Origin of the sequence: Corynebacterium sp. HMSC064E08 (assembly GCF_001811805.1) — a bacterium.
GTDB lineage: Bacteria > Actinomycetota > Actinomycetes > Mycobacteriales > Mycobacteriaceae > Corynebacterium > Corynebacterium jeikeium_D.
Genome location: NZ_KV806698.1, coordinates 22,963 through 46,070, shown reverse-complemented (window position 1 = coordinate 46,070; position 23,108 = coordinate 22,963). Strand labels below are relative to the sequence as shown.

Sequence of the window (23,108 nt, the reverse complement as noted above, 5' to 3'; positions counted from 1 at the left end):
GTAAACTAGTTGGTATGACGACTGCCGCAAATACATCAACCGGTGAAACCTCGGATTTGACCACTACTGCTGGAAAGCTGGCCGATCTGCGAGCCCGTCTCGCAGAGACCCAGGCTCCAATGGGCCAGGCCAGCATTGACCGCGTCCACGACAAGGGCAAGATGACCGCTCGTGAGCGCATCGAGTTCCTCTTGGACGAGGGCTCGTTCGTGGAGGTTGACGCTCTCGCACGTCACCGCTCCAAGAACTTCGGCCTCGACGCCAAGCGCCCTGTCACTGACGGTGTTGTGACAGGCTACGGCACCATCGATGGCCGCCAGGTCTGTGTCTTCTCGCAGGACGGCGCCATCTTCGGTGGCGCGCTCGGTGAAGTCTACGGTGAAAAGATTGTCAAGATCATGGATCTGGCCATCAAGACCGGTGTCCCAATTATCGGCATCAACGAGGGTGCTGGTGCCCGCATCCAAGAGGGCGTTGTTTCCCTCGGCCTCTACTCCCAGATCTTCTTCCGAAACACCCAGGCTTCTGGTGTTATCCCACAGATCTCCCTGATCATGGGCGCCTGCGCTGGTGGCCACGTCTACTCCCCGGCTCTGACCGACTTCATTGTCATGGTCGATGGCACTTCCAAGATGTTCATCACCGGCCCGGACGTTATTAAGACCGTCACTGGCGAAGAGGTCACACAGGAAGAGCTGGGTGGCGCTGGTACTCACATGAGCACCTCCGGTACTTCGCACTACACCGCCGCTGATGACGAAGACGCTCTGACTTTCGTTCAGGAATTGGTCAGCTACCTGCCGTCCAACAACCGCGCTGAGGCTCCTCGCATGGAGGCTGAGCAGTTCGAGGGCTCCATCGCTGACAACATCACTGAGACTGACCTCGAGCTCGACACGCTGATTCCGGACTCCCCAAACCAGCCGTACGACATCAAGGACGTCATCACCCGTCTGGTCGACGACGAGGACTTCCTGGAAATTCAGGAGGACTACGCACAGAACGTGGTCATCGGCTTCGGTCGCGTGGAAGGTCGCTCGGTCGGTTTCGTCGCCAACCAGCCGATTCAGTTCGCTGGCTGCCTCGACATCAAGGCATCCGAGAAGGCGGCTCGCTTCGTCCGCACCTGTGACGCCTTCAACATTCCGATCATCATGCTGGTTGACGTTCCAGGCTTCCTGCCGGGCACCAACCAAGAGTTCGACGGCATCATCCGCCGTGGCGCCAAGCTGCTGTACGCATATGCTGAGGCCACCGTCCCGAAGATTACCGTCATCACCCGTAAGGCCTACGGCGGAGCTTACTGTGTGATGGGCTCCAAGGACATGGGCGCTGACATCAACCTGGCATGGCCGACCGCTCAGATTGCGGTCATGGGTGCTTCCGGCGCTGTCGGCTTCATCTACCGCAAGGAGCTCAAGGCTGCTGCAGCCGAGGGCAAGGACGTCGTCGCACTGCAGAAGGAGTACGAGGCAGAGTACGAGGCCACCCTGGTCAACCCGTACATGGCTGCTGAGCGCGGCTTCATCGACGCCGTTATCCCGCCGAGCGAGACCCGCGGTCAGATCATCGAGGGTCTGCGTCTGCTGGATCGCAAGGTTGTTAACGTACCCGCCAAGAAGCATGGGAACATTCCGCTGTGACCGATTCCAAAAACACCCCAGCAACCGAAGACAAGGACGCCGCTACAGCCCCGGCTGCACCGTTCATGTCCGTCCTCAAGGGCAACCCGTCAGACGCTGGAACCGCCACGCTCGCGCTTTTGTTCGCAGGTATGGCAGCAGCCGGCGGTGCCCCAGAGGACCGCGGCCCGCGCAACAACTGGGGTCGGCTGGAAGAGGGTTTCCACCAGCCGCACCAGCACGTACCGGGCACGTTCCGCAACGTCCATTTCTACTAGTACAGCTACCGCTTACCGCGTAGTCGTTACCGCACGCTAGCTGCGCCAATCTGCTAGTGCGAAGCGCCATCATCGGTTTTTCGGTGATGGCGCTTTTATCTTTGAAAATTAGGCTTTACGATTCCGCCCTCACTAAAATCACTAACTATGAGCAGCCCCCGAATCGTCTTGGCTTCCACTTCCCCTTCGCGACTGCACATTCTCCGCTCTGCAGGCATCGAGCCCATCACAGTAGCGCCCAACGTCGACGAGGATGCCGTAATCACAGCCCTTCCGGACGCATCGCCGGTACGCATCGTCGAGGAACTCGCGCAGGCCAAGGCACACGCTGCCTCTCCGGCCTACCCCAATGACATTGTCATTGGCGGGGATTCAATGCTGCTTCTCGACGGGCAGTTGCAGGGCAAGCCCCACACGGAAGAAAAGACCATTGAGCGTTGGCACCAACAGAGCGGCCGGACGGCTGAGCTGATTACTGGTCACTGTGTCGTGACACCAAAGGGCGAGCACCTTGAGGTGGCGATTACTTCCCTCGATTTCGCTGAAGTCCCAGAAGAGGACATCCGTGCCTACGCTGCGACGGGCGAGCCACTGAAGTGCGCTGGCGCGTTTACCTTGGAGGCTCTAGGCGGCTGGTTTGTCGATGGCATCAATGGCGACTCATCCAGTGTGATCGGACTGTCGCTACCTGTCGTGCGCCGAGCTCTGTATCGCTACGGCTATTCGGTCTCCCAGTTCTGGAATCGGTAGGCATCGCAAGGACGTCGTAAAGCAAAAACCGCACCAAATTGGTGCGGTTTTCCTAGCTGTTGAGACTACTTGTTAGCAGCCTCAACGCGCTTGATGGCCTCCTGAGCAACAAGCTCCTGGATACCCATATCCAGCTCGGAGGTGAAGCCAACACAGGAGCAGTTGATCTCGCCGAGAACGTAGGTGTCCTCGCCGTTCTCGCCGTCTGCCAGCATGAAATCAGCGGTCCAGATCAGCGGGATATTGTCGCCACCGAGGTTCTCGGCAATGACCGGGCGAGCCTCAGCAAACATGTCGATGAGGTCCTGCCATTCTTCCGGCTTGTTGTAGGTGTACTTCGCGCCAGAGAACAAGGTTGCGGAGAAAGCGTCGCCGCCCTCGGCCGGCTTCTTGTGAACCACGAAGACCGGGTGCGGACCGACCAGCAGAATGCGAATTTCGCCTTCGGTGATGCGCGGCATGAAGCGCATGTCCACGAGCATGCCGTTATCGCCGATGATGTACTGGTCGCAGAAATCCATGAACTCGCCGAGCTCGCGAGTCTCGGTGTGATTGTCCACGGCCTCGGTGCACTTCAGCTTGGTGTTTAGCGGCAGCGGGGTGCCCGGCTCAACGTTCTTAGCAACCTCTTCGTCAGCGATGCGCACGCGCCAGATGCCGGATCCGGTGGAGCCACGGTTCTGCTTAAGGACGCGCTCGCCGTAGGACAGGGAGGTCGGGAAAGTGCTGTGGAATGCCTCGACGTCGTAGTAAGCAGCGGTGTCAGACGGAACCAGGTCAGTGTCCTTGAGCTTGACCAGTGCGTCCTTTGCGCCGTAGGCCATCATCTCGCCCGGGGTGGACATACCAACCAAACCAGCGACCGAGAGACTGGTCAGAAGCTCGAAGTAGCCCCTCTCGCCACCCGGGATGTTGCCCGGGTTTACGCGGGAGATGTAGCCGTCGAAGTTCTGAGAGACATAGTCGTACAGGTCGTCCTTCCACTCCGGTCGGTAGTAGACGACCTCAGCGGACCAACCGGCTTCGCGGATAGCGTTGACGATTGGCATGGTGTCCTTGCGGTGTCCGTCGAAGTACTTGTCCGAGCCGCCCTCGATCTCGAATACAACAATGTTCTTGTGCACAGGCACTCCTTTTAAGAAAATACATGGACTTCCGGCACTCAATTGTCTCCGTAACGCAGCGAATACCCAGGCAGATAGCCTATTTCAGCCCATTTTCCGGTGATACGAATCAACACAGTTTTTGCGCTAACTCTCAGCTAAATTTTAGGGCACTACCTGGACTCCAAGCGCGCTGAAAACACTCCTTTTACCCCCAACTGTGAGGCGTATCCCAGGGGTGGCCGCGGACGCAATTGTGACCGTCGGAAAGCGCTCACACCGGGGACTATTCCGCCGTTCGCCACGCGACCCGTAAACTAGATATGCAATTGACGATAAACGTCAGAAAGTCCCACCCACCCAACTTGCGCCAAGGGAGTATCCGATGGCTGTTCCGCACGACCCGCACCCCCAGTTCCAGCAGTACGCCCACCCTGAGCGCCTCGTCTCTAGCTCCTGGCTTGCTGCCCGACTGGGCTCTCCCGGTCTGCGCGTTGTTGAATCCGATGAGGACTCACTGCTCTACGACATTGGACATATTCCGGGCGCGGTTCGCATCGACTGGCATCACGACCTTAACGATTCCGTGCGCCGCGACTATATCGACGCCGAAGGCTTTGCCGAGCTCATGCGCGAGAAGGGCATCTCGCGCGATGACACCGTCGTAATCTACGGCGACAAGTCCAACTGGTGGGCCGCCTACACACTCTGGGTCTTCGAGCTTTTTGGGCATCCCGACGTGCGCCTGCTTAACGGTGGCCGCGATGCCTGGATGACTGAAGAACGAGACACGAGCTTCGAGGTCCCCAATTACCCACGCACTGACTACCCTGTCGTCGAGCGCGACGACAAGACACTGCGCGCCTACTTCAGCGATACACGTGAGCTCATTGGAAAGGCTCCGATTATCGACGTGCGCACTCCGGAGGAGTATGCCGGTGCACGAACCCACATGGTCGATTACCCACAGGAAGGCGTCCTGCGTGGTGGCCACATTCCAACCGCGGTAAACATTCCATGGAATCAGTCCGTTCACCCGAACTCGCGTTTCCGCGATCGCGAAGAGCTCGAGCAGATTTACGCGCACGTCCAATTTGAAGATGAGGCGATTGTCTACTGCCGCATCGGCGAGCGCTCCGCGCACACCTGGTTTGTACTGCACCACCTGCTCGGCCACGAGAATGTTCGCAACTACGACGGCTCGTGGGTTGAGTGGGGCAATATGATTGGCATGCCCATTGCCCACGGTTCGGAGCCGGGAAGCCTGTAGGCGATCGACGCAACCGGTGGGCGCTTCCCCCACCGTTTTTCCAGCGTCAGCGGCTGACGCTACACCGGAGATTTAGTTTCCCCCTGCCGCCCCCAATCAAGGGGGCGGCTCTTGCACTCTTGGGTGATAATTTTAACCACAAACCTAGGTTTTTGGGCGGAAAATAGCCACTTCAGCTGCCCCCATGACCACTTGAACGCTGCTCAAGACCACAATCCCTACCCCCTTATGTAGCGAGCAAAAAGAGGTTGCTTACCGCACCTGTGACACAATGGAGACATTGGGTCACACGCTGTTAGCTACCGCGTGGTGAACCGCATTGCGGTTCACCACTCAGTTAACTGCAGTGCTGCTTGTGATTCCTACAAATGACTGTCGCAACCTTGCCCCGAGGGCCAATTCTCGGGGTGCCCACGAAAAATGGAGGATTTCGTGTCCGAGCAGACCACTGAAAAAATCACGAAGGTTCTCGTCGCCAACCGTGGCGAGATTGCCGTTCGCGTTATTCGCGCTGCGAAGGACGCCGGCATTCCTTCCGTCGCCGTTTACGCTGAGCCGGATGCGGACGCTCCTTTCGTGACCATGGCGGATGAGGCTTTTGCTCTCGGTGGCACCACTTCCGCTGAGTCCTACCTAGTTTTCGACAAGATTCTGGACGCCGCAAAGAAGTCCGGCGCTAATGCCATCCACCCGGGATACGGCTTCCTGTCGGAGAACGGCGACTTCGCTGAGGCTGTTGAGAACGCTGGCCTGATTTGGATTGGCCCGTCACCAGAGTCCATCCGCGCCCTGGGAGACAAGGTCACCGCTCGTCACATCGCGCTGAAGGCTGACGCTCCGATGGCTCCAGGCACCAAGGAGCCGGTTAAGGATGCAGACGAGGTTGTCGCATTCGCTAAGGAGCACGGTCTGCCAATCGCCATTAAGGCCGCTTTCGGTGGCGGAGGCCGCGGCATGAAGGTCGCACACAAGATGGAAGAGGTCGCTGACCTCTACGAGTCCGCTACCCGCGAGGCCGTTGCCGCCTTCGGTCGCGGTGAGTGCTTCGTAGAGCGCTACCTGGACAAGGCACGCCACGTCGAGTGCCAGGTTCTCGCTGATAAGCACGGCAACGTCGTCGTCGCCTCCACCCGTGACTGCTCGCTACAGCGTCGTTTCCAGAAGCTCGTCGAGGAAGCACCTGCTCCGTTCCTGACCCCGGAGCAGGATGAGCGCCTGCGCCAGTCCGCTAAGGACATCTGCCGCGAGGCTGGCTACTACGGTGCCGGCACCGTTGAGTACCTGGTTGGCGCTGACGGCCTGATCAACTTCCTCGAGGTCAACACCCGTCTGCAGGTGGAGCACCCGGTCACCGAGGAAATTACCGGCCTCGACCTGGTCCGCGAGCAGTTCCGCATTGCTGAAGGCAAGGAACTGTCCATCAAGGAAGACCCGGAGATGCACGGTCACGCTTTCGAGTTCCGCATCAACGGCGAGGACGCCGGCAGCAACTTCATGCCGGCTCCGGGCACCATCACCAAGTACGTCGAACCATCCGGCCCGGGTGTCCGCATGGACACCGGCATCAAGGAGGGCGACGTCATCGGCGGCCAGTTCGACTCCATGCTGGCCAAGCTGATTGTTTGGGGCGAGACCCGCGAAGAGGCTCTGCGTCGCTCCGCTCGTGCCCTGTCCGAGTACCAGGTTGAAGGTCTGGCAACGGTCATTCCGTTCCACCGCCACATTGTGGAGAACCCGGCGTTTGTCGGCGATGGCGAGAAGTTTGACGTCTACACCAAGTGGATTGAAGAGGAATGGGATAACCCAATTGCTCCGTACGACGGTGACTCCGACGCTGACACCGACACCGTCCCGGCTCAGAAGGTTGTCGTCGAGATCGACGGTCGCCGCGTCGAGGTAGCCCTGCCGGGCGACCTGGCTCTGGGTGGCGGCAACGCTGGTGCCAAGAAGAAGAGTAAGAAGAAGCGCGCTGGCGGTTCCAAGAAGGCTGCTTCCGGTGACGCTGTGGTTGCTCCGATGCAGGGCACCGTCATTAAGGTCAACGTCGAAGAAGGCCAGGAAGTCTCCGAGGGTGACACCGTGGTTGTCCTTGAGGCCATGAAGATGGAAAACCCAGTCAAGGCTCACAAGGACGGCGTTGTCACGGGTCTGGCTACCGAGGCTGGCTCGGGTGTCGGCAAGGGCGATGTCCTGATGGAACTGAAGTAGTTCTAAAGCTCTAAGCGGGGCTGGTTGCGATGGGATTCGCAGCCGCCCCGCTTGATTCTTTTCAGCCCCTCCCCCGGCGCCCTTAAACGCTGTTCAGGACGTCTAGAGTGGACGGTATGGAACCCATGGAAGTAAATGCCGGCCGCTTCTACTGCCGTCCCCTGCGCCACGATTCCCGCGTCGATGACGCCCCGGTCGCAACCCAATTACTCACAGAATTGGCCCCTGACTCCGTCGCCGAGTTCCTTCGGAACTCCACCACCGAGTGGGAAAACGACACCGCCTACCGCTTTGCGGTTGCTGAGCAGACGAACGTCGAGATGCTCGCACTAGCAACCGTCGAGGTCATCAATGCCGACCACGTCAGCATCACCGTCCGTCCCGCAGGCGATCCCGCACGCGTGTTGCCTAACGACGATCAGGTCCTCACCAAGGTAACCGTCGCCGACGGCGTCGAAGCCGCCGAAAAAGCCCTCCACCGATGGGCAGAGGGCTTCTTGGGCAAGAAAGTCAGCTAGCCGAACTGGCACCGCTGCGACTGCTCAGTCCTAGGCGCCGGAACGCAGCAGGTAGATATCCATAATCCAACCGTGCTCCGCACGGAGCTTCTTTTTCAGCTCCGCAATCTCTTCGCCGACGTCGCCAACGCGACCACGGCGGAGCGTCTCCAGCTCCGTTCCCAGGAATGCACCCCAGAGAATCTCTTCCTCCGGGTCCGCGTGCTCGAGCCAGGCTGCACCGCCATCGAGCATCACCACCGCATCCATGCCAGGCGCACGCTCCCCCAGGCGCCGACCAGTGGTAATCAATACCGGCTTACCAATCTGGTTCAGGCACTCTCCATGCGCTGCGGTCAGCGCGGAAATCGCCGTCACACTGGGGATAACTCGCGAGCGCACGTCCAGCCCAAGGTCGCGGACGCGCTGCAAAATCCGCAATGTTGAGTCATACAAGGAGGGGTCACCCCAGACCAAGAACGCACCGCGGCGCTTGCCCTCTCGTCCGAGGTGAGCGACGAAGGCGTCGGCAAGCAGCTCTGCACGGCGCTGATGCCAGTCACGGACGACTGCGCCGTAGTTATCGGGCGTGCGGTCACGTGGCGGGTCGGGAACGGTAACGAGTTCGACATGCGGCGCATGCTTATCGACGATCGCCTGTCGCGCAGCCAACAAGTCCGCTTTGGCATCACCCTTGTCGAGAGCAAAAACTACGTCGACATCAGCAAGAGCGCCGATAGCCTCGAGCGTAATGTGGCTCGGACTACCGGCGCCGATTCCGATGACGTCTACATCGACATATCCGCTGTATACAGGGCTCTCGGCCTGAGTGCGGGCGGCGTCGTTTCGACTAGTGATTGGTCGGATCTCCCTCGTAACCGAACTGTTCAGCCATCTCATCTGGAGACAGGCCAGCCATCGAACCCTGGAGGTTAGCCGAAGCGGCCTGCTTCAAGTAAATCTCGCAAGCGTTGGCCATGTACTTGGAGTCGTACACGTTCATCTCCAGAATCGGAGTCAAAGAGCCATCATCTTCCATGCGCGAAACCAAAAGGTGCGGCTTGTCCGAGTCCGTGGTCATGGAGCACTTAATCTTGACACCGTTGACATCCGTGAAAGTTGGCTTAATCATATTGTCATCCTCCTCCAAAACAGCGACCGGAAAATAAGTAGCGCTGTTGCGACCGCAAGCGCAAGAAAGTCGCTCGTTATAAACCATGTTAGCCAGATTCCGGGCGGCACCGCCGAGCACAAAAGCACATGGGGGTAATAGCGAGCTTCCTGCATGTTTGCGTGTCAGGTCGAGGACCCAATTGCCACTAGAGCTCGCAGATGCGTTAAAGTGATGAAGTAATTTTCCGGCCGCCGAGAATGTGTTTTCACGGCTGTTTTACCCGGAAGATGATTGCCCTAGTAGCTCAGTGGATAGAGCACGGCTCTCCTAAAGCCGGTGTCGGAGGTTCGATTCCTCTCTGGGGCACAAATACCCTCGTGACCTTTTACATATAGGGCGCGAGGGTTCTTTGTTTTTCTCACGACCGGCCACTACGCCCCCTCCTGAGAACGCATCACCCAGCAATTTCCAGAAACACTTGTGTTAGGCTTACCTAATCACGTGGCGTGTAGACTTCCGCCAGTACAAAACAGCCCAAGACTTGTTGAAGGACAGTGACAACTATGGCTGGCCTAGCTAAAGCAGCAGCACCGAAGCGTAAGCCCCGTAAGGCACACGAGGCAACAGTTACTGGACGTCGCCAGATTTCCCCAGACCTTGTTCGTTTGAGCATGAACTCGCCTGCATTTGTGGGCAAGGAGCTGGAGTTTACCGACCATTACATCAAATTATTGTTTGTGCCAGAGGACGCTGATTACTCCTGGCCGTTCGATATTGCGAAAATTCGCGCCGAACAGCCGCGAGACAAACTGCCAATCACCCGCACCTACACTCTGATTAATGTGGACTCCGAAACCGGCGACTTTGACGTCGACTTCGTCACCCACGGCGATTCCGGCCTGGCTGGACCGTGGGCACGCGTAGCCGAAATCGGAGACAAGCGTGGCTTCTTAGGGCCAGGAGGCGCATGGGGACCTGCAGCAGAATATGAACACTTTGTACTCGCCGGAGACGAGTCCGCAGCGCCAGCTATCAGCGCCGGACTGAAGCACCTCCCAGCAGGCACGACCGCAACCGCATACATCGAAATCGAGTCCGAAGATCGGAAGTTTGAGCTCCCAACCCGAGAGGGTGTGGAAGTCCATTGGGTCCTCCGCAACGGCGCAACCCACGGCACAGAGCTATCCCGCGCAGTGCACGAGGCGGGCATTCCAGAAGGTAAGAAAACTAGCTGGTTCATCCACGGTGTCGCCGAGATGATCAAGGAATTGCGCCGCTTCCTCTTCGTCGAATCTGAGATCCCGAAGAAAGACGTTTCCATTTCTGGCTACTGGCGTATCGGTATGACCGAAGACCAGTGGCAGTCTTCTAAACGAGAATTCAACGCTGAGGTTGAGGCCGAGGAGGAAAGAGCCAGGGCCTGACGTTTGCTCGAACGTTAGCGCTCGCTACGCCTTTCAACAACGACGCGTTTTCCTGCCAACCAGTCGAATGGGTGCCAGCGGCAAACAGCAACCCAAATCATCAGGACACCAAAAAACAGTTCAACGTTTGGCTCAAAACCCGTAGGCAAGAAAATCAGCGACAATAGGTAACAATTACGTACCGCTGCCCGCCAACCTCTGTGCCAAGAATCGTCTCCTGATTCGAGCTCCGATGTTCCCTCTGGCTGAGCGACTTCGAACGGAGTTGCCCCAGAGTCTGCTTTCCGCGCTGGAACAACGTGTAGCAAAAATGCGCTTTTACCAAACGTCTGTTCACCGCGAGCCTCTGCAACCACGCGCACAAAGAAAAAGACAGCTGGGAATATGACACCATACAAAATCCTGAACTCTGGCGGACTCGGCAGCGCCCAGTTCGCCATGGCTGCTTCCCACGCAAGTTTGCCAAGTGCCACAATGATGGCAACAAAGATTCCTACAAGGAACGAATCCAGTATCCACGCGCCACTGCGCCGAGCGAACAAATCCGCATTACTCTTTACGGGGAATCGATTCGGGGTGCGCCGATACATGGGACACACGCTATCAAAACCACTTATGACTTCACAGACGAATTGCCTTTCCCTACCGCACCCGTTCTGCCACGATTAGAAGCATCCAGTATGCAAATCGAAAAGTCGACTGTATAGTTGCCGGTTGAATCAACCTATCTATTGGGTGTCAGCAGCTTCCTTGCCAATAGCTCGGCAAGTTCCCCTATAGCTGGCACCCCCAGTGGTTTTTCAGGAGTCCCTACCCAGAAAGCCGAGAATTAAACCACGCGACGCAGGCCCGAGAAGCCCAGAAAGTGAGATGGATGTGAATACGCGAACTCAGCTGTCAGCCGTACAGCACCCTAAACTCACTGCCGTCCGGCGCAAGAACCGCCGGCAGCTGGCGCTGGCCTGCTGCTTCCTCACCTTCGCAGCCACGGCCACCAGCTGTGCCAACAGCGAAAGCGAGGAGGTTGCCGCGACGCAAACCTCGTCGTCAAGCCAACTTACTACGGTGTCGACGACGAGTTCGCCGACAACGACGGGACCAAAGGTTCGAGAAGGCGGTACGCCGCGCATCGGGCACCTGTGCCCGAACCAGACCGGCGAAATACGAATGAGCGCCAACGGCCAGAATCTTGAATGCGCACAAGTCGGCGAGCAGGAAGTGTGGACGGTGCTGCAGCAAACCTCCGCGAACCCGACATCGCAGCAAATGTGGATCTCCACTACTCCGACGACCACTGAGCCACTGCCTCAGGAACCTGAGCCGACGACTCCGAGCGAGAGCACAACGGAGACAAGTGAAACGGAGAGCTCGACGACCTCTGATACTTCCACGCCGCCCGATACTTCAACGACTCCGACAACCTCCGGCGAGCCGACAGAATCGGAATCGGAGCAGGAAGAGCAGCCAAGCGAAGATAATCATGGGCTCACCGGCCTGTTCCGCTAGGTTCGTCTCGGGCTGCGAGGTTCGTCGGCTCGGGACTTAGTTAGGTAAGGTGCGCTAGCTCGCCCTAAAAACCAAAATCCGCTGCAACAATACTGCAGCGGATTTTTTATTTACCCAACAGATACGAAGAGACGAACCTGAACAGATCTGAGCCCGCCACAATGCGGCGGAGCACCCGCGCTCCCCTACTTGCGGTGACGGCGATTGTAGAACGGCGTCGGAACGACGGTGGCGGTAATGTCGGCGCCTTCAACGGTCAGCTCCGTGCCAGTGGAGGACTGCCAACGCTGAACGTATGCAAAACCGATGGGGTGACCCAAAGTCGGCGACACCTTGGCGGAAGTCAGCACGCCAACCTCGTTACCTTCCGCATCAATGAGCTTGGTGCCACGCTTGGGAGCTTCATCACCGGAGAAACGCAGACCAACCAGTAGCTCCTTCGACTGCGGACGATTAATCAGTGCGTTGCGACCAATAAACTGCCCCTTGGTCGGCCCCATGATGGACTTCAGGCCGGCCTCCAGCGGAGTGCGGTCGCGAGTCAGCTCGTAGCCATAGAGCGGCATACCGGCCTCAAGACGCAGGGTGTCGCGGCAGGCCAGACCACACGGCAGCAGGCCGAGGTCAGCACCGTTGTCAGCCGGATCCTCCGGGTTTTCCACCTTGCCACCTGCTGCAATGATTGCACGCCAGACCTCGACGGCGCGGTCAGCCGGCGGGAAGATCTCGAAGCCGTCCTCACCGGTGTAGCCGGTTCGGGCAACAATCATTTCCACACCTGCGACCTCGAGCAGGGTGCAAGAGTAGTAGTTCATGCCATCGAGAGTCGCGTGCAGATCCTGCGGCAGCAGACGGCGCAGAAGCTTCGCAGCCTTCGGCCCCTGAATGGCCAGGAGCACATTCTTGTCATTCATGCTCTCAACCTGGACGTTGTAGCCACCAACGCGCTCGCGCAGCGTCGAGTACACATCTTCAGCGGCTGCGGCATTCTGCACCAGCATGAATTCGTGACTACCGAGGCGGTAAATGATGAGGTCATCAATAATGCCGCCGTCTTCCTGCACAATCATGGTGTACTTGGCACGGCCCAACGCCAGCGGCTTGATTGCCGAAATCAGGGAGTGTGCAAGGAACGCCGCCGCATCCTCACCAGTGACGCGGATGATACCCATCAGCGACAGGTCGAAAATACCAACGGCCTCACGCACTGCGTTGTGCTCTGCAATTTCCGAAGAGTAGCGGAACGGCACTTCGTAGCCACCAACATTGCGCATTTCTGCGCCAAGGCTTACGTGCTCATCATGCAGGGCGCTACGGAAAGAATTGTTGTTCTCAGAAGCGCCAGAATTGTCAGTCATACACACTCCAATTATTGCGGTGGGGCAAACCAGATTGTTACCTTCCCACCTTATATCTAAGACTCCGTGCTCGCTTCCGCGAGCCCCTGCGGATCCAGGGCAACAGGCCCGTCCATTAACTATCATGCACTGATTCGCACATGCTTGACGACGACCCCGCGCCCACCACAAAGGCCCCGCTACCAGTGACGATAACGGGGCTTTTGCATTTGTCTATTCAGTTAATTGAGTTTGGCCGAGCTGTTCGGGCAGCGTTGCCAGCCAAAGGCTCAGTGGTTATTAGTGATCAACCGCAGCCTCGGTACCAACACCGGTCAGGGAGCGAACTTCCATCTCAGCTGCCAGGTCATCGAAGTTATCCGGCTTACCCATGTAGGTGGCGATGATGCCAGCCAGGAACGCCAGCGGGATTGCGAGCAGACCCGGCGAGGTCAGCGGGAACCAGGAGAAGTCAACGGACGGAATCATCGAGGACTCGCTGCCGGAAACTGCCGGGGAGAAGATAATCAGAACCAGCGAGGCGATGACACCGGTGTACATGGAGGCAACTGCGCCTGCGGTGTTGAAGCGCTTCCAGAACAGGGACATCAGGATGGTCGGCACGTTTGCGGATGCTGCCACTGCGAAGGCCAGCGACACCAGGAAGGCGACGTTCTGCCCCATGGCCAGGATGCCGAGGATAATGGCGACAACACCCAGCACGATAACGGTAATGCGGGAGACACGAACCTGCTCGGCTTCCGTGGCCTGTCCCTTGCGAATCACGGCCTGGTAGAGGTCCTGGCCGACAGACGCGGAAGCGGTAATTGCCAGACCAGCGACCACGGCCAGCACGGTAGCGAACGCCACTGCGGAAATCACAGCCATGAAGATGGAGCCACCGATTTCGAAGGCCAGCAGCGGAGCTGCAGCGTTGGCCCCGCCCGGCGCGGCCATGATGCGGTCCGGGCCGACGAGTGCAGCAGCACCGTAGCCGAGCACCAGGGTCAGCAGGTAGAAACCACCGATGAGGATGATTGCCCAAGTCACGGACTTACGAGCTTCCTTTGCGGTCGGCACCGTGTAGAAGCGCATGAGCACGTGTGGCAGACCAGCAACACCGAGGACCAGTGCCAGGCCCAGAGAGATGAAGTCCAGCTGCTGGACGAAGGAGCCGCCGTACTTCAGACCCGGCTCAAGAATGGCGGAGGCTTCGTAGCCCTTCTCGGCGATGTAATCCGAGCTTGCGTGCATGTCCACTGCGTCCTGCAGGAGCTGGGAGAAGTTGCCCTTAACGCCAACCAGGATGATCAGGGTCATGATGATGACAGCACCGACCAGCAGGACGGCCTTAATCATCTGCACGTAAGTCGTGCCCTTCATACCACCGATGAGGACGTAGGCAACCATGATGATGCCGACGACTGCGACAACGATGGACTGCTGAGTGGAGTCGTGGATGTTGAGCAGCACGGCGACCAGGGAACCTGCACCGGCCATCTGCGCGATGAGGTAGAACAGGGTCACCGCGAGGGTCGAGATAGCAGCCGCAGTACGTACCGGGCGCTGCTTAAGACGGAAGGACAGCACGTCGGCCATGGTGAACTTACCGACGTTTCGCAGCGGCTCTGCAACCAACAGCAGCGCGACCAGCCAGGCTACGAAGAAGCCGATGGAGTAAAGGAATCCGTCGTAACCAGTCAGCGCGATGGCGCCGACGATACCGAGGAAGGAAGCCGCCGAGAGGTAGTCACCTGCAATGGCAAGACCGTTTTGGGTACCGGAGAACTGTGCGCCACCGGTGTAGAAGTCCGATGCTCCCTTGTTTCCGCCCTTGCCCACTCGAGTAACGATGAACATGGTCGCAACAATGAAGGCGACGAAGACCGCGATGTTGAGAATCGGGTTACCTGCTGCTGCAGTGTCATCTGCAGCAAAGAAACTGGTCAGCATGTCTATGCCTCCTTCTTTGCGACGATTTCAGCGATTTCTCCGCTTTCCAGTGCCTCGCGCAGCTCTGCCTGCATCGGCTCAAGCTTCTTGTTGGCGAAGTTGATGTACACCCAGGTGATGGCGAAGGTGGTCACGAACTGGAGCAGACCAAGGACGATGCCCAGGTTGATATTGCCCAGTACGGGAGTCGCCATGAGATCCGGCGCGAACGTCGCAAGCAAAACGAATGCGATGTACCACACCAGACCTGCGACGGTCATCGGGATGGCGAAAGAACGGAATGTAGAGCGGAGCTCTTGGAACTGCGCTGAGTTTTGCACGTAGCGGTACTCGGCCGCCTGTGGCTTATGCCGGTCTGTCGGCAAGGGAGTTGCGGACACGGGCTAATCCTTTCCAGGAAGTTATGCAGGTGTTCGTAATGAGGTTCAGCACAGCCACCCCGAGGGTGTGCCATGCACCACATTTTTCATTATGTGTGGAAACAAAGTTACCTGGAACACAGTTAGCAAAGAAGTTAAATGCGGCTAACTACTTCTCAGCGAGCCTTAAGGCACCCCCAAAAACGCCATTACCTGCATACTTAGGCGCCGTTTTTACTACCCCCATTTACGCCGTTGTACTCGTGTTCTCCGCTTCTTCCGGCAATGGCTTACTCTGACGCCACCACCACAGCGCTTCGATAATGACCGCGCCGATGGCCCCCACGATCAGCGCGGGAATCAACAGCTCCCGCCCTACCCAGTACAGATTAAGCACTGTGGCCACTGAACGAACCGAGAAGATGAACAGGTAGGCTCCTGCCGATACCGCCAGCAACAGAACCTTCCACCAGGTGTATGGCCTAGCCACGACCACCAAAACCCAAAATGCCGAAACAATCAGCACAATGAGGGTCGCAGTAGACGCCTCCCCTCGTGCCGCATCGCTGGCGTCGACTCCCGGGTTTGCCCACAACCAAAACATGAAGGTCAACAACCCCACCGTGATGCCCGCCGGTATCGCTAAGCGCAACACGCGCCGCACGAAACCATCGCGCGCACGCTCCAAGTTAGGAGCCAACGACAGCACGAACGCCGGGATTCCAATCGTGAACCATCCCGTAATGGTCACATGAATCGGCTCGAATGGATAATCCATCCCCCACAGCCCCACAGCCAGCGCCAGCACCACCGAGTAGATGGTCTTCGTCAAAAAGAGGTTGGCCACACGCTCGATATTGCCAATGACGCGACGCCCCTCCGCCACAATCATCGGCATCACCGCGAAGCGATTATCCAACAGCACCAACTGCGCAACCGAACGTGTCGCCGGCGCCCCATCGCCCATAGCCACGCCCAGGTTCGCCGCTTTTAGCGCCAGCACATCATTGACACCATCACCGGTCATCGCCACATGATGCCCCCGCGACTGCAGCGCATGAACCATATCGCGCTTATTCTCCGCCGTGACACGGCCGAAGATCTGCCGCGACTCCACAATGTCTGCGAACTCGTTGCGGATCTCGGTGGGCTTGGCTTCGCTATTCTCATCGCGGCTGACCGGAAGCTCAGACGCATCGACAGGATTGTTAGCCCCCTCCATTTCCAGCTCACGTGCAACAGCCCCCACGGAGCGGTCATTGTCACCAGAAATGACCTTGACCTCGACGCCTTCTTCATAGAAGTAGGCCACCGTGTCCGCCGCATCTGAACGCACCTTCTGCCCCAGCACGACAAGTGCGACTGGCTCCAACTCCACCTCGCCACTCTTCCGCAGCGCACCGCCGGGCAGGTCATCTGCCCCAACTGAAGTCCGCGCGAGCAGGAGCACACGAAGTCCTTCCTCCATAAGCTCCCGAGCTTTCTGCATGCCGACCGCGGAGTCGTCGACAAGCACATCGGGCGCGCCGAAAACCCACGTCGCACCACCGTGATACGTCAGCGCCGACCACTTATTCGCCGAGGTAAAGGGGCGGGTTTTGGTTTGTTCATGCTTTACGACGTCCCCTGCATCCGCAAGCCCCTCGAGCAGTGCGCGAGCCGTTGCGTTGGGGCGATCGTCGAGCTTGCACAGATCGATGAGTGCGGAGTCGAGCTCATCGCGGGAGGTACCGTCACCCGATACGATGTCGACTTCCACTAGCTGCATCGCATTTTCGGTGAGCGTGCCAGTTTTGTCGACACACACGGTGTCGACACGCGCGAGACCTTCGATGGCGGGCAACTCATTGACCAGCACGCGATGTCGCCCCAAGCGCACCACCCCAAGGGCAAATGCGATGGTGGTCATGAGGACAAGCCCCTCAGGGACCATGGGCACCAGCGTGGCGACCATCCCCAGCAGCGCATCGTTGAAATCATCGCCGGCAACAAAGAGCTGCGTATAGATTGCCAAGGCGCCGACGGGAATGAGAATCCAGGAAATGTAGGTCAGGATCTTGTTGATGCCGCGGAAGAGCTGGGAATCAGTCAGCGTGAACTTGTTGGCCTCAGCTGCGAGCTTGGCGGCGTAAGCCTCCTTGCCCACTTTGGTGGCCTGATATCGCGCCGACCCCACCACGACCGAGGAACCCGAGTAGACCATGTCCCCAACGCTCTTATCGACGGCATCGGATTCACCGGTGAGAGAGGACTCATCGACAGCCACGTCAGAGGCGTAGCGGAGAATACCGTCAACGACGATTTGGTCACCGGGGCCAACCTCGATGAGATCGTCGAGGACGACGGACTCGCGGTCGATCTCGCGAGCTGGCTCCCCGTCGCGAATGACCATGGGTTTTGCACGGCCGACAATGGAAAGCTTGTCCAGTGTGCGCTTGGCACGCAGTTCTTGGATGATGCCGACGATAGAGTTGGCGATAATCAGCAGACCAAAGGCACCGTTGACGATTGAGCCGGTATAGAGCACGACTGCGAATAAAACAGCGAGAATACCGTTAATCCGGGTAAACACATTGGCACGGATAATGTCCCACACACTGCGCCCGGATGTTGGCGGCAGCTCGTTGACGTGCCCCAACTCGATGCGTTGCTGGACCTGCTGTTGAGTAAGACCACTGTCGGGAGTTTTCCACGAGCCCATGCCTGCCTACCCTATTCGCCTAATTGCTGAACCTATTCAACCTATTTGCCAATGAAATTTGGTTCGCGCTTTTCGGCTCGCGCCTTCGATGCCTCCGCAGCATCCTCGGAAGCCCACACCGTGTCGTAGAGCTCCTGCTGGTATTCCTTCAACGGGCTATGTGTCTCATCGTCGTTGAGCACTGCCTTGTGGTAGGCCAGCGACAGGGGCGCGTAGGTGGCGATACGAAGCGCTACCTCCTCCGCCTTGTCCGGACCACCAAGGTAGGAAGCCAGACCACAACCGCGGGCGGCTTCCTGATCCATGCGCTCGGCCGCCAACAAAATAGTGCGGGCGCGGGCACCGCCGACGAGTACGCGTACGCGGCGAATTGTCCAGGCATCGACAGCGATACCGAGCTTGACCGGCGGAATCATAAACCAGCCGCGCTCACCCACGACGCGCAAATCGGCCGCCATCGCCAGCTGCATCCCAGCGCCGACAGCCGGCCCCTGCACATCCGCTATAACCACCAGACGGCTGGCCTCGATTGTGCGCAGCATTCGACGGAGCTGTTCGTGGAAGGAATCTTCATGGTGCTGGCCACTCAGGTCGGCGCCCGCACAGAAAGCGCGGCCTTCGCCGCGCAGCAGGATAACGCGCTGCTCTGGAACCTCAGCGGCAGCTTCCACCGCATCGGCGATGTCACGACACACGTCGGCAGTCAGGGAGTTGCGCTTATGATCTCGGTCGATGGTGATAGTGACAATTGCGCCGTCGGCTTCGACGCGGATTTCAGATGCTGGGTTCGTCATAGCATTTAGGCTACCCGCGAAATACCAATAGTGATGGGGCTATAAGCAAATCTAAATTCGCTTATTCGTTGCCGAATACCCGCGGGTCGCCGCTCAGGCGCCCGTCGGCACGCGCCATCGACGCAATCGTTTCCATGTCCTCGTCGGTGAGTTCAAAGTCGGTGACCTGAAAGTTCTCCTCGATGCGCGACGGCGTGCCCGACTTCGGGATGGCCACGATGCCACGCTGAAGGTGCCAGCGGATAGCAACTTGGGCGGGAGTTTTACCCAGGCGATCTGCGATTTCAGCAATCGACGAACCCTCAAAGTACTTCGCGCGCCCCAGCGGCGACCAAGCCTGCGTGACGATACCGCGACGGCGATCGTCTTCAACCTGCTCATTCTGCGGGAACTGCGGATGCAGCTCAATCTGGTTGACCACCGGAGTCTCCGAGAGCTGGTCGAGCACCTCTGGGTAAAAGTTCGCCACACCAACCGAGCGAATCAGCCCCTCACGCTTGAGCTCCAGCAGCGTATCGAAACACTGCCCAAACGTACCCTGCTTCTCCACCGGCCAGTGCACAAGCACCAGGTCAACGTAGTCAAGGCTGAGCCGTTCTAAAGATGCCCGCACGGACTCGCGCGTCGCCGCCGACCCCTGCGCATCGTTCCAGACCTTCGTGGTCACGAAGATATCTTCACGCTTTACGACGTTCGCAGCGACCGCATCAGCAATACCCTGCCCAACCCCTCGCTCATTGCGATAGAGCGATGCGGTGTCGATGTGGCGGTAGCCGATTTCCAGGGCGTAGCGCACGGATTCGCGCGCCTGCTCATCGTCAAGCTTGTAGGTACCGAACCCCAGAATCGGGATGGCGTTGCCATCGACCATTTCCACGTTGGCAATTCCGGTTGTCGCTGCATCGTACTTCAGATTGAGTGTGGTCATGCCAACCGAGTGTACGGACTGAAAATTTTTTAGATTTTTTCTACCCCGCTGACCTGCGGTTTAGAAAGGTGAGTGCGCTTCATTTTGTTGCGAACAGTTGACGTAGCGTTGTGTTTATATAACACTTTGGAGTGTGTCCCCAAAGATTAAACCCAAAGAACCGATATTCAACAGAATTTCAGTGCTGCGGGCAGAACACGGACTCAGCCGAGCCGAACTAGCCAAACAAGTAGAGGTCAATCCTCAAACGATTGGCGCGTTGGAGCGAGGTGACCACTACCCCAGCTTGGATCTGGCATTTCGCATCTGCGCGGTGTTCGATCTCCCCGTTGAGGCGGTGTTTTCTCGCGAGGAATTCAAGCCCATGTCCTCTGCCCTATACCGAAAGGAAAGCTAACGATGCCAGCTATTCGGACTGAAGACGCAACACCGAACTTTTTCGAAAAGCTAGAAGCCCGGCGCGAAGCGAAGTACACAAAGCGTGTCGAGCAGATGTCGAGCTGGTTGCCCAAGTGGCGCAACCAGGCGGCGCGGCGGAAGCTGGTCATCGCATTCGAGGTGTGCCTTGTGCTGATGCTGCTGAGCGGCATCGCGCTTCTCGGTAGCCTGACCGATATTTTCCCGGGATGGCTTTCTCTGCTCTGGCCAGTGATTTCCCTCATTATGGTCGTCGTCTGGACCAGCCTCAACATCACAGTCGACATGGTTGACAGCGCACCGACCTCGCTACTGGACGAATACCAGCAGGAACAGATTCTGAACCTGCGGGGGCTGACATATCGCTGCTTCACCTACTTCGGCTTGGTGGCCTTCCTTGCTCTCGTTCTGGTGGGCACCTATGTCCTGAACGCGCAACCTGACTGGGGACGCTACATTCCGTACAGCTTCGGAATCTTCGGAATTATCGCTTTCCTCTACATTTCCACGCTGCCCACCGTCGTCTACGCCTGGAATCTGCGCGACGACTAGTACGGGCTCAAAAACTCATATCCCTCCTCTGCCCTTCACTCCTCAATCTAAGGATCACCATGAACAGCCTCATTATTGACGGGCTTGAGAAGTCCTACGGAGACCTGCAGGTTCTCCGTGGCATGAGCTTCCAAGTTCACCCTGGAGAAATCTACGGCTTCGTCGGCTCTAACGGTGCCGGCAAGACCACCACTATGCGCATTGCCCTGGGCGTGCTGGCCACCGATAAAGGCGAGGTGCGCATCGGCGATACCCCGATGAATGACTCGCTGCGCCGCACGATTGGCTACATGCCAGAAGAACGCGGCCTCTACCCCAAGGCTGAAGTCCGCAAGCAGCTGATTTACTTTGCTCGCCTACACGGTGTGCCCACCAAGCGCGCGGAATCCAATGCCGACAACTTGTTGGAGCGCCTCGGTCTCACCGAGCGTGCCAACGACAAGGTCGACACGCTCTCGCTCGGCAATCAGCAGCGCGTGCAGCTGGCAGCCTCCCTCGTCCACGACCCAGAAATACTAGTCCTCGACGAGCCCTTCTCTGGTCTCGACCCAGTTGCGGTCAAGGTGATGAGCTCCGTACTCAAGGAGTACGCCGACCGCGGCACCCCGATTGTGTTCTCTTCCCACCAGCTCGACCTTGTCGAGCGCATGTGTGACCGCGTCGGCATCATCCGCGACGGCCGCATGCTCGTGGAAGGCACTGTTGATGAGCTGCGAGCACGGGGCCCACGGGCTTTCGTCGTCAAGCTCGATGGTGCGCCCCAGGATTGGGCGACCTCCGTCGAGGGCGTGACAAGCGTGGAGCGTGATACCCATGGTGCCACCGTCGTTCACCTCGATTCCAACGCCCCCGCCGACACCGACCAGAAGCTGCTACACAGCGCGATGGCAGCGGGAACGGTCCGTTCGTTTGGACCTCTGCAAATTCCACTTACCGAGCTCTACCAGGAGGCCGTACAGCAATGAGCACCAACACTTACAACGCCTCAACGGCCGTCAAGACTGTTTTCGTCCGCGAACTCCGCGAGCATCTGCTGAAGAAAAGCTCGCTAATCACGCTCATCATCATGGCAGTGGCGGCCGTCGGCGGTATCTTCGTTGCCGACTACATGACCTCCAAGTCCGATAATGACACCGTAAAAATCGCGGTCGTCGGAGAAGCGCCGTTCGCGGACTCTCTCGCCGACGCTACCGCCGAAATAAAGGATGCTGAAGGCGCGGATGCCGCAGCCGGCGCATTTGCCACAGCATCGCTCTCACCGTTGGAGATTACGTCCGCGGCAGACGACAAGGCCGCTCGCGCTGCCGTCACCGACGGCGACGCCGACGCCGCTCTCGTCCCCGACACCGCAGAAGGCAAGGAGGGCTCGTGGAAGCTGCTTGCCGACGACGCCCCATCCTGGCTGACCCCAATGCTGCAGGAATCGCTGCAGAAACAAAATGAAGCCATGCTGCTCAGCGAAAACGGAATCAACCCCAGCGAGTTTTTCTCCAAGACTCAAAGCGCAGCCGTGTCGGTGGAGTCGCTGGATGAAGCCAAAGACGAGAAGATGCCCGCAGTGGTCATCACACTGATTGGTGTGATGGTCATGATGACCGCCATCCTCGTCTTCGGCGGCGCGGTGGCCACCAGCGTCATCGAGGAGAAGTCCTCCCGCGTCATCGAGATCATTCTCTCGACCGTTCGCCCGGCGCACCTGCTGGCTGGCAAGATCCTCGGCGCCGGTCTGGCTGGCATCATCATGATGAGCGTGCTGACCGCCAGCGCCGCAGTTGCCCTCATGATTACCGGATTGGCGGAGAGCTTCGATGTGCCGTGGTCCGCAGTCTGGCTGCTGGTCCCGTGCTTCATCCTCGGTTACTTCTTCTTCGCCGCGCTGTATGCAGCCTCCGCATCCTTGGTCAGCCGTATGGAAGATTTCCAGGGCGCACAGATGCCGGTACTGGTGTTCTCGCTGATCACGATGTATGTTCCGCTGTTTGGCTGGAGCAAGCTGGACTCTACCGTCATGCAGATTGCAGCGTGGATTCCACCGGTTTCCATCACCACTGCCCCGATGCAGTACGCCGTTGGCAACTTCTCCGCACTCCAGTTGGCGGCTTCGCTGCTAATCATGGTTGTGGGAGTAGCCGCAGTCATCGCACTCGCCGCCTGGATCTACCCGCGCAATGTCCTGCGCACCGGTGCCGCGGTCAGCTGGAAGAAGGCTCTGACAGCCAAGAGCTAGCCCCAGCCCTGCCCAAAAGAGCGTGGCTCCTTCGGCCACGGTCACCTAAAACCGAATAATCGTCAATC

The 23,108-nt window shown here is 58.4% G+C and carries 22 protein-coding genes and 1 tRNA gene; 13 read left to right on the top strand and 10 right to left on the bottom strand.

Going from position 1 to position 23,108, the window contains the following annotated elements; genetic code table 11:
* Positions 1 to 14: 14 nt before the first annotated feature.
* The 3 genes from HMPREF2820_RS03395 to HMPREF2820_RS03385 all read left to right on the top strand — a co-directional run bounded on the left by HMPREF2820_RS03395 (position 15) and on the right by HMPREF2820_RS03385 (position 2,650).
* A complete protein-coding gene (locus HMPREF2820_RS03395; protein ID WP_070602784.1) occupies positions 15 to 1,643 on the top strand; it encodes an acyl-CoA carboxylase subunit beta in 1,629 nt (542 codons plus the stop codon).
* Positions 1,640 to 1,900 (top strand): acyl-CoA carboxylase epsilon subunit, encoded by a 261-nt coding sequence (locus HMPREF2820_RS03390; protein ID WP_070602782.1) that lies wholly within the window; start codon positions 1,640 to 1,642, stop codon positions 1,898 to 1,900. Before HMPREF2820_RS03395 ends, HMPREF2820_RS03390 begins: the two co-directional genes overlap by 4 nt.
* A 147-nt stretch (positions 1,901 to 2,047) precedes the next feature.
* Entirely contained in the window at positions 2,048 to 2,650 is a 603-nt protein-coding gene (locus tag HMPREF2820_RS03385; protein WP_016423286.1) for a Maf family protein, read from the top strand.
* Positions 2,651 to 2,715: 65 nt separating this feature from the next.
* Here the strand turns inward: HMPREF2820_RS03385 and HMPREF2820_RS03380 are convergent, their stop codons facing one another.
* Positions 2,716 to 3,774 carry a Cj0069 family protein gene (locus tag HMPREF2820_RS03380; RefSeq protein ID WP_016423287.1) on the bottom strand — a complete coding sequence of 353 codons (1,059 nt, stop codon included), beginning with the start codon at positions 3,772 to 3,774 and terminating at the stop codon, positions 2,716 to 2,718.
* Positions 3,775 to 4,138: 364 nt separating this feature from the next.
* Here HMPREF2820_RS03380 and HMPREF2820_RS03375 point away from each other — a divergent pair, with 364 nt between their 5' ends.
* The 3 genes from HMPREF2820_RS03375 to HMPREF2820_RS03365 all read left to right on the top strand — a co-directional run bounded on the left by HMPREF2820_RS03375 (position 4,139) and on the right by HMPREF2820_RS03365 (position 7,749).
* Complete coding sequence (locus tag HMPREF2820_RS03375; protein ID WP_069359651.1) at positions 4,139 to 5,023, top strand: sulfurtransferase; 885 nt, start codon at positions 4,139 to 4,141, stop codon at positions 5,021 to 5,023.
* A gap of 420 nt (positions 5,024 to 5,443) precedes the next feature.
* Complete coding sequence (locus tag HMPREF2820_RS03370) at positions 5,444 to 7,231, top strand: acetyl/propionyl/methylcrotonyl-CoA carboxylase subunit alpha (protein WP_070602780.1); 1,788 nt, start codon at positions 5,444 to 5,446, stop codon at positions 7,229 to 7,231.
* A gap of 116 nt (positions 7,232 to 7,347) precedes the next feature.
* Positions 7,348 to 7,749, top strand: a complete 402-nt coding sequence (locus HMPREF2820_RS03365) for a hypothetical protein (protein ID WP_042388876.1) — start codon at positions 7,348 to 7,350, stop codon at positions 7,747 to 7,749.
* A gap of 30 nt (positions 7,750 to 7,779) precedes the next feature.
* Here HMPREF2820_RS03365 and cobF read toward each other — a convergent pair whose 3' ends face one another.
* Both cobF and HMPREF2820_RS03355 read right to left on the bottom strand, forming a co-directional pair.
* Positions 7,780 to 8,628, bottom strand: coding sequence for a precorrin-6A synthase (deacetylating) (gene cobF / locus HMPREF2820_RS03360; RefSeq protein ID WP_016423291.1), 849 nt, complete (start codon positions 8,626 to 8,628; stop codon positions 7,780 to 7,782).
* On the bottom strand, positions 8,579 to 8,860 hold the full coding sequence (locus HMPREF2820_RS03355) for a cg0963 family protein (protein ID WP_016423292.1): 282 nt from the start codon (positions 8,858 to 8,860) through the stop codon (positions 8,579 to 8,581). The genes cobF and HMPREF2820_RS03355 overlap by 50 nt, the downstream gene beginning before the upstream one ends.
* Before the next feature lie 275 nt (positions 8,861 to 9,135).
* Between HMPREF2820_RS03355 and HMPREF2820_RS03350 the strand changes: the two genes are divergently transcribed.
* Both HMPREF2820_RS03350 and HMPREF2820_RS03345 read left to right on the top strand, forming a co-directional pair.
* Positions 9,136 to 9,208, top strand: a tRNA-Arg gene (locus HMPREF2820_RS03350).
* Positions 9,209 to 9,405: 197 nt separating this feature from the next.
* Positions 9,406 to 10,266, top strand: a complete 861-nt coding sequence (locus HMPREF2820_RS03345; RefSeq protein ID WP_070602779.1) for a siderophore-interacting protein — start codon at positions 9,406 to 9,408, stop codon at positions 10,264 to 10,266.
* A gap of 14 nt (positions 10,267 to 10,280) precedes the next feature.
* Here the strand turns inward: HMPREF2820_RS03345 and HMPREF2820_RS03340 are convergent, their stop codons facing one another.
* Complete coding sequence (locus HMPREF2820_RS03340) at positions 10,281 to 10,856, bottom strand: RDD family protein (RefSeq protein ID WP_016423294.1); 576 nt, start codon at positions 10,854 to 10,856, stop codon at positions 10,281 to 10,283.
* A gap of 280 nt (positions 10,857 to 11,136) precedes the next feature.
* Between HMPREF2820_RS03340 and HMPREF2820_RS03335 the strand changes: the two genes are divergently transcribed.
* Entirely contained in the window at positions 11,137 to 11,772 is a 636-nt protein-coding gene (locus HMPREF2820_RS03335; RefSeq protein ID WP_070602778.1) for a hypothetical protein, read from the top strand.
* A gap of 185 nt (positions 11,773 to 11,957) precedes the next feature.
* On the opposite strand, the gene gcvT is transcribed toward HMPREF2820_RS03335, so the two are convergent.
* From gcvT to HMPREF2820_RS03305, 6 genes are all read right to left on the bottom strand, one after another.
* Positions 11,958 to 13,130, bottom strand: coding sequence for a glycine cleavage system aminomethyltransferase GcvT (gcvT, locus tag HMPREF2820_RS03330; RefSeq protein ID WP_070602777.1), 1,173 nt, complete (start codon positions 13,128 to 13,130; stop codon positions 11,958 to 11,960).
* Between the two features lie 279 nt (positions 13,131 to 13,409).
* Positions 13,410 to 15,062 carry a solute symporter family protein gene (locus tag HMPREF2820_RS03325; protein WP_070602775.1) on the bottom strand — a complete coding sequence of 551 codons (1,653 nt, stop codon included), beginning with the start codon at positions 15,060 to 15,062 and terminating at the stop codon, positions 13,410 to 13,412.
* 2 nt (positions 15,063 to 15,064) lie between these two features.
* Positions 15,065 to 15,442, bottom strand: coding sequence for a DUF485 domain-containing protein (locus HMPREF2820_RS03320; protein WP_070437585.1), 378 nt, complete (start codon positions 15,440 to 15,442; stop codon positions 15,065 to 15,067).
* Between the two features lie 226 nt (positions 15,443 to 15,668).
* Positions 15,669 to 18,122 carry an HAD-IC family P-type ATPase gene (locus tag HMPREF2820_RS03315; RefSeq protein ID WP_070602773.1) on the bottom strand — a complete coding sequence of 818 codons (2,454 nt, stop codon included), beginning with the start codon at positions 18,120 to 18,122 and terminating at the stop codon, positions 15,669 to 15,671.
* 41 nt (positions 18,123 to 18,163) lie between these two features.
* Positions 18,164 to 18,916 carry an enoyl-CoA hydratase gene (locus HMPREF2820_RS03310; RefSeq protein WP_070602771.1) on the bottom strand — a complete coding sequence of 251 codons (753 nt, stop codon included), beginning with the start codon at positions 18,914 to 18,916 and terminating at the stop codon, positions 18,164 to 18,166.
* 61 nt (positions 18,917 to 18,977) lie between these two features.
* Positions 18,978 to 19,844 carry an aldo/keto reductase gene (locus HMPREF2820_RS03305; protein ID WP_070602769.1) on the bottom strand — a complete coding sequence of 289 codons (867 nt, stop codon included), beginning with the start codon at positions 19,842 to 19,844 and terminating at the stop codon, positions 18,978 to 18,980.
* A gap of 133 nt (positions 19,845 to 19,977) precedes the next feature.
* Here HMPREF2820_RS03305 and HMPREF2820_RS03300 point away from each other — a divergent pair, with 133 nt between their 5' ends.
* From HMPREF2820_RS03300 to HMPREF2820_RS03285, 4 genes are read left to right on the top strand one after another with little or no spacing between them, the layout of a single operon-like run.
* Complete coding sequence (locus tag HMPREF2820_RS03300; protein WP_042388879.1) at positions 19,978 to 20,241, top strand: helix-turn-helix transcriptional regulator; 264 nt, start codon at positions 19,978 to 19,980, stop codon at positions 20,239 to 20,241.
* A 2-nt stretch (positions 20,242 to 20,243) separates the two neighbouring features.
* Entirely contained in the window at positions 20,244 to 20,813 is a 570-nt protein-coding gene (locus tag HMPREF2820_RS03295; RefSeq protein WP_049189717.1) for a hypothetical protein, read from the top strand.
* Positions 20,814 to 20,872: 59 nt separating this feature from the next.
* Positions 20,873 to 21,778 carry an ABC transporter ATP-binding protein gene (locus tag HMPREF2820_RS03290; RefSeq protein ID WP_069359659.1) on the top strand — a complete coding sequence of 302 codons (906 nt, stop codon included), beginning with the start codon at positions 20,873 to 20,875 and terminating at the stop codon, positions 21,776 to 21,778.
* A complete protein-coding gene (locus tag HMPREF2820_RS03285; RefSeq protein WP_070602768.1) occupies positions 21,775 to 23,040 on the top strand; it encodes an ABC transporter permease in 1,266 nt (421 codons plus the stop codon). Before HMPREF2820_RS03290 ends, HMPREF2820_RS03285 begins: the two co-directional genes overlap by 4 nt.
* The last annotated feature ends 68 nt before the right edge of the window (positions 23,041 to 23,108 follow it).

Excerpts from the sequence above, each read along its gene's own strand:
- HMPREF2820_RS03395 (WP_070602784.1), top strand. The coding sequence starts at position 15 with ATGACGACTGCCGCAAATACATCAACCGGTGAAACCTCGGATTTGACC.
- HMPREF2820_RS03385 (WP_016423286.1), top strand. The coding sequence starts at position 2,048 with ATGAGCAGCCCCCGAATCGTCTTGGCTTCCACTTCCCCTTCGCGACTG.
- HMPREF2820_RS03375 (WP_069359651.1), top strand. The coding sequence starts at position 4,139 with ATGGCTGTTCCGCACGACCCGCACCCCCAGTTCCAGCAGTACGCCCAC.
- HMPREF2820_RS03370 (WP_070602780.1), top strand. The coding sequence starts at position 5,444 with ATGGAGGATTTCGTGTCCGAGCAGACCACTGAAAAAATCACGAAGGTT.
- HMPREF2820_RS03365 (WP_042388876.1), top strand. The coding sequence starts at position 7,348 with ATGGAACCCATGGAAGTAAATGCCGGCCGCTTCTACTGCCGTCCCCTG.
- cobF (WP_016423291.1), bottom strand. The coding sequence starts at position 8,628 with ATGAGATGGCTGAACAGTTCGGTTACGAGGGAGATCCGACCAATCACT.
- HMPREF2820_RS03355 (WP_016423292.1), bottom strand. The coding sequence starts at position 8,860 with ATGATTAAGCCAACTTTCACGGATGTCAACGGTGTCAAGATTAAGTGC.
- HMPREF2820_RS03345 (WP_070602779.1), top strand. The coding sequence starts at position 9,406 with ATGGCTGGCCTAGCTAAAGCAGCAGCACCGAAGCGTAAGCCCCGTAAG.
- HMPREF2820_RS03340 (WP_016423294.1), bottom strand. The coding sequence starts at position 10,856 with ATGTATCGGCGCACCCCGAATCGATTCCCCGTAAAGAGTAATGCGGAT.
- HMPREF2820_RS03335 (WP_070602778.1), top strand. The coding sequence starts at position 11,137 with ATGGATGTGAATACGCGAACTCAGCTGTCAGCCGTACAGCACCCTAAA.
- gcvT (WP_070602777.1), bottom strand. The coding sequence starts at position 13,130 with ATGACTGACAATTCTGGCGCTTCTGAGAACAACAATTCTTTCCGTAGC.
- HMPREF2820_RS03325 (WP_070602775.1), bottom strand. The coding sequence starts at position 15,062 with ATGCTGACCAGTTTCTTTGCTGCAGATGACACTGCAGCAGCAGGTAAC.
- HMPREF2820_RS03315 (WP_070602773.1), bottom strand. The coding sequence starts at position 18,122 with ATGGGCTCGTGGAAAACTCCCGACAGTGGTCTTACTCAACAGCAGGTC.
- HMPREF2820_RS03310 (WP_070602771.1), bottom strand. The coding sequence starts at position 18,916 with ATGACGAACCCAGCATCTGAAATCCGCGTCGAAGCCGACGGCGCAATT.
- HMPREF2820_RS03305 (WP_070602769.1), bottom strand. The coding sequence starts at position 19,844 with ATGACCACACTCAATCTGAAGTACGATGCAGCGACAACCGGAATTGCC.
- HMPREF2820_RS03295 (WP_049189717.1), top strand. The coding sequence starts at position 20,244 with ATGCCAGCTATTCGGACTGAAGACGCAACACCGAACTTTTTCGAAAAG.
- HMPREF2820_RS03290 (WP_069359659.1), top strand. The coding sequence starts at position 20,873 with ATGAACAGCCTCATTATTGACGGGCTTGAGAAGTCCTACGGAGACCTG.
- HMPREF2820_RS03285 (WP_070602768.1), top strand. The coding sequence starts at position 21,775 with ATGAGCACCAACACTTACAACGCCTCAACGGCCGTCAAGACTGTTTTC.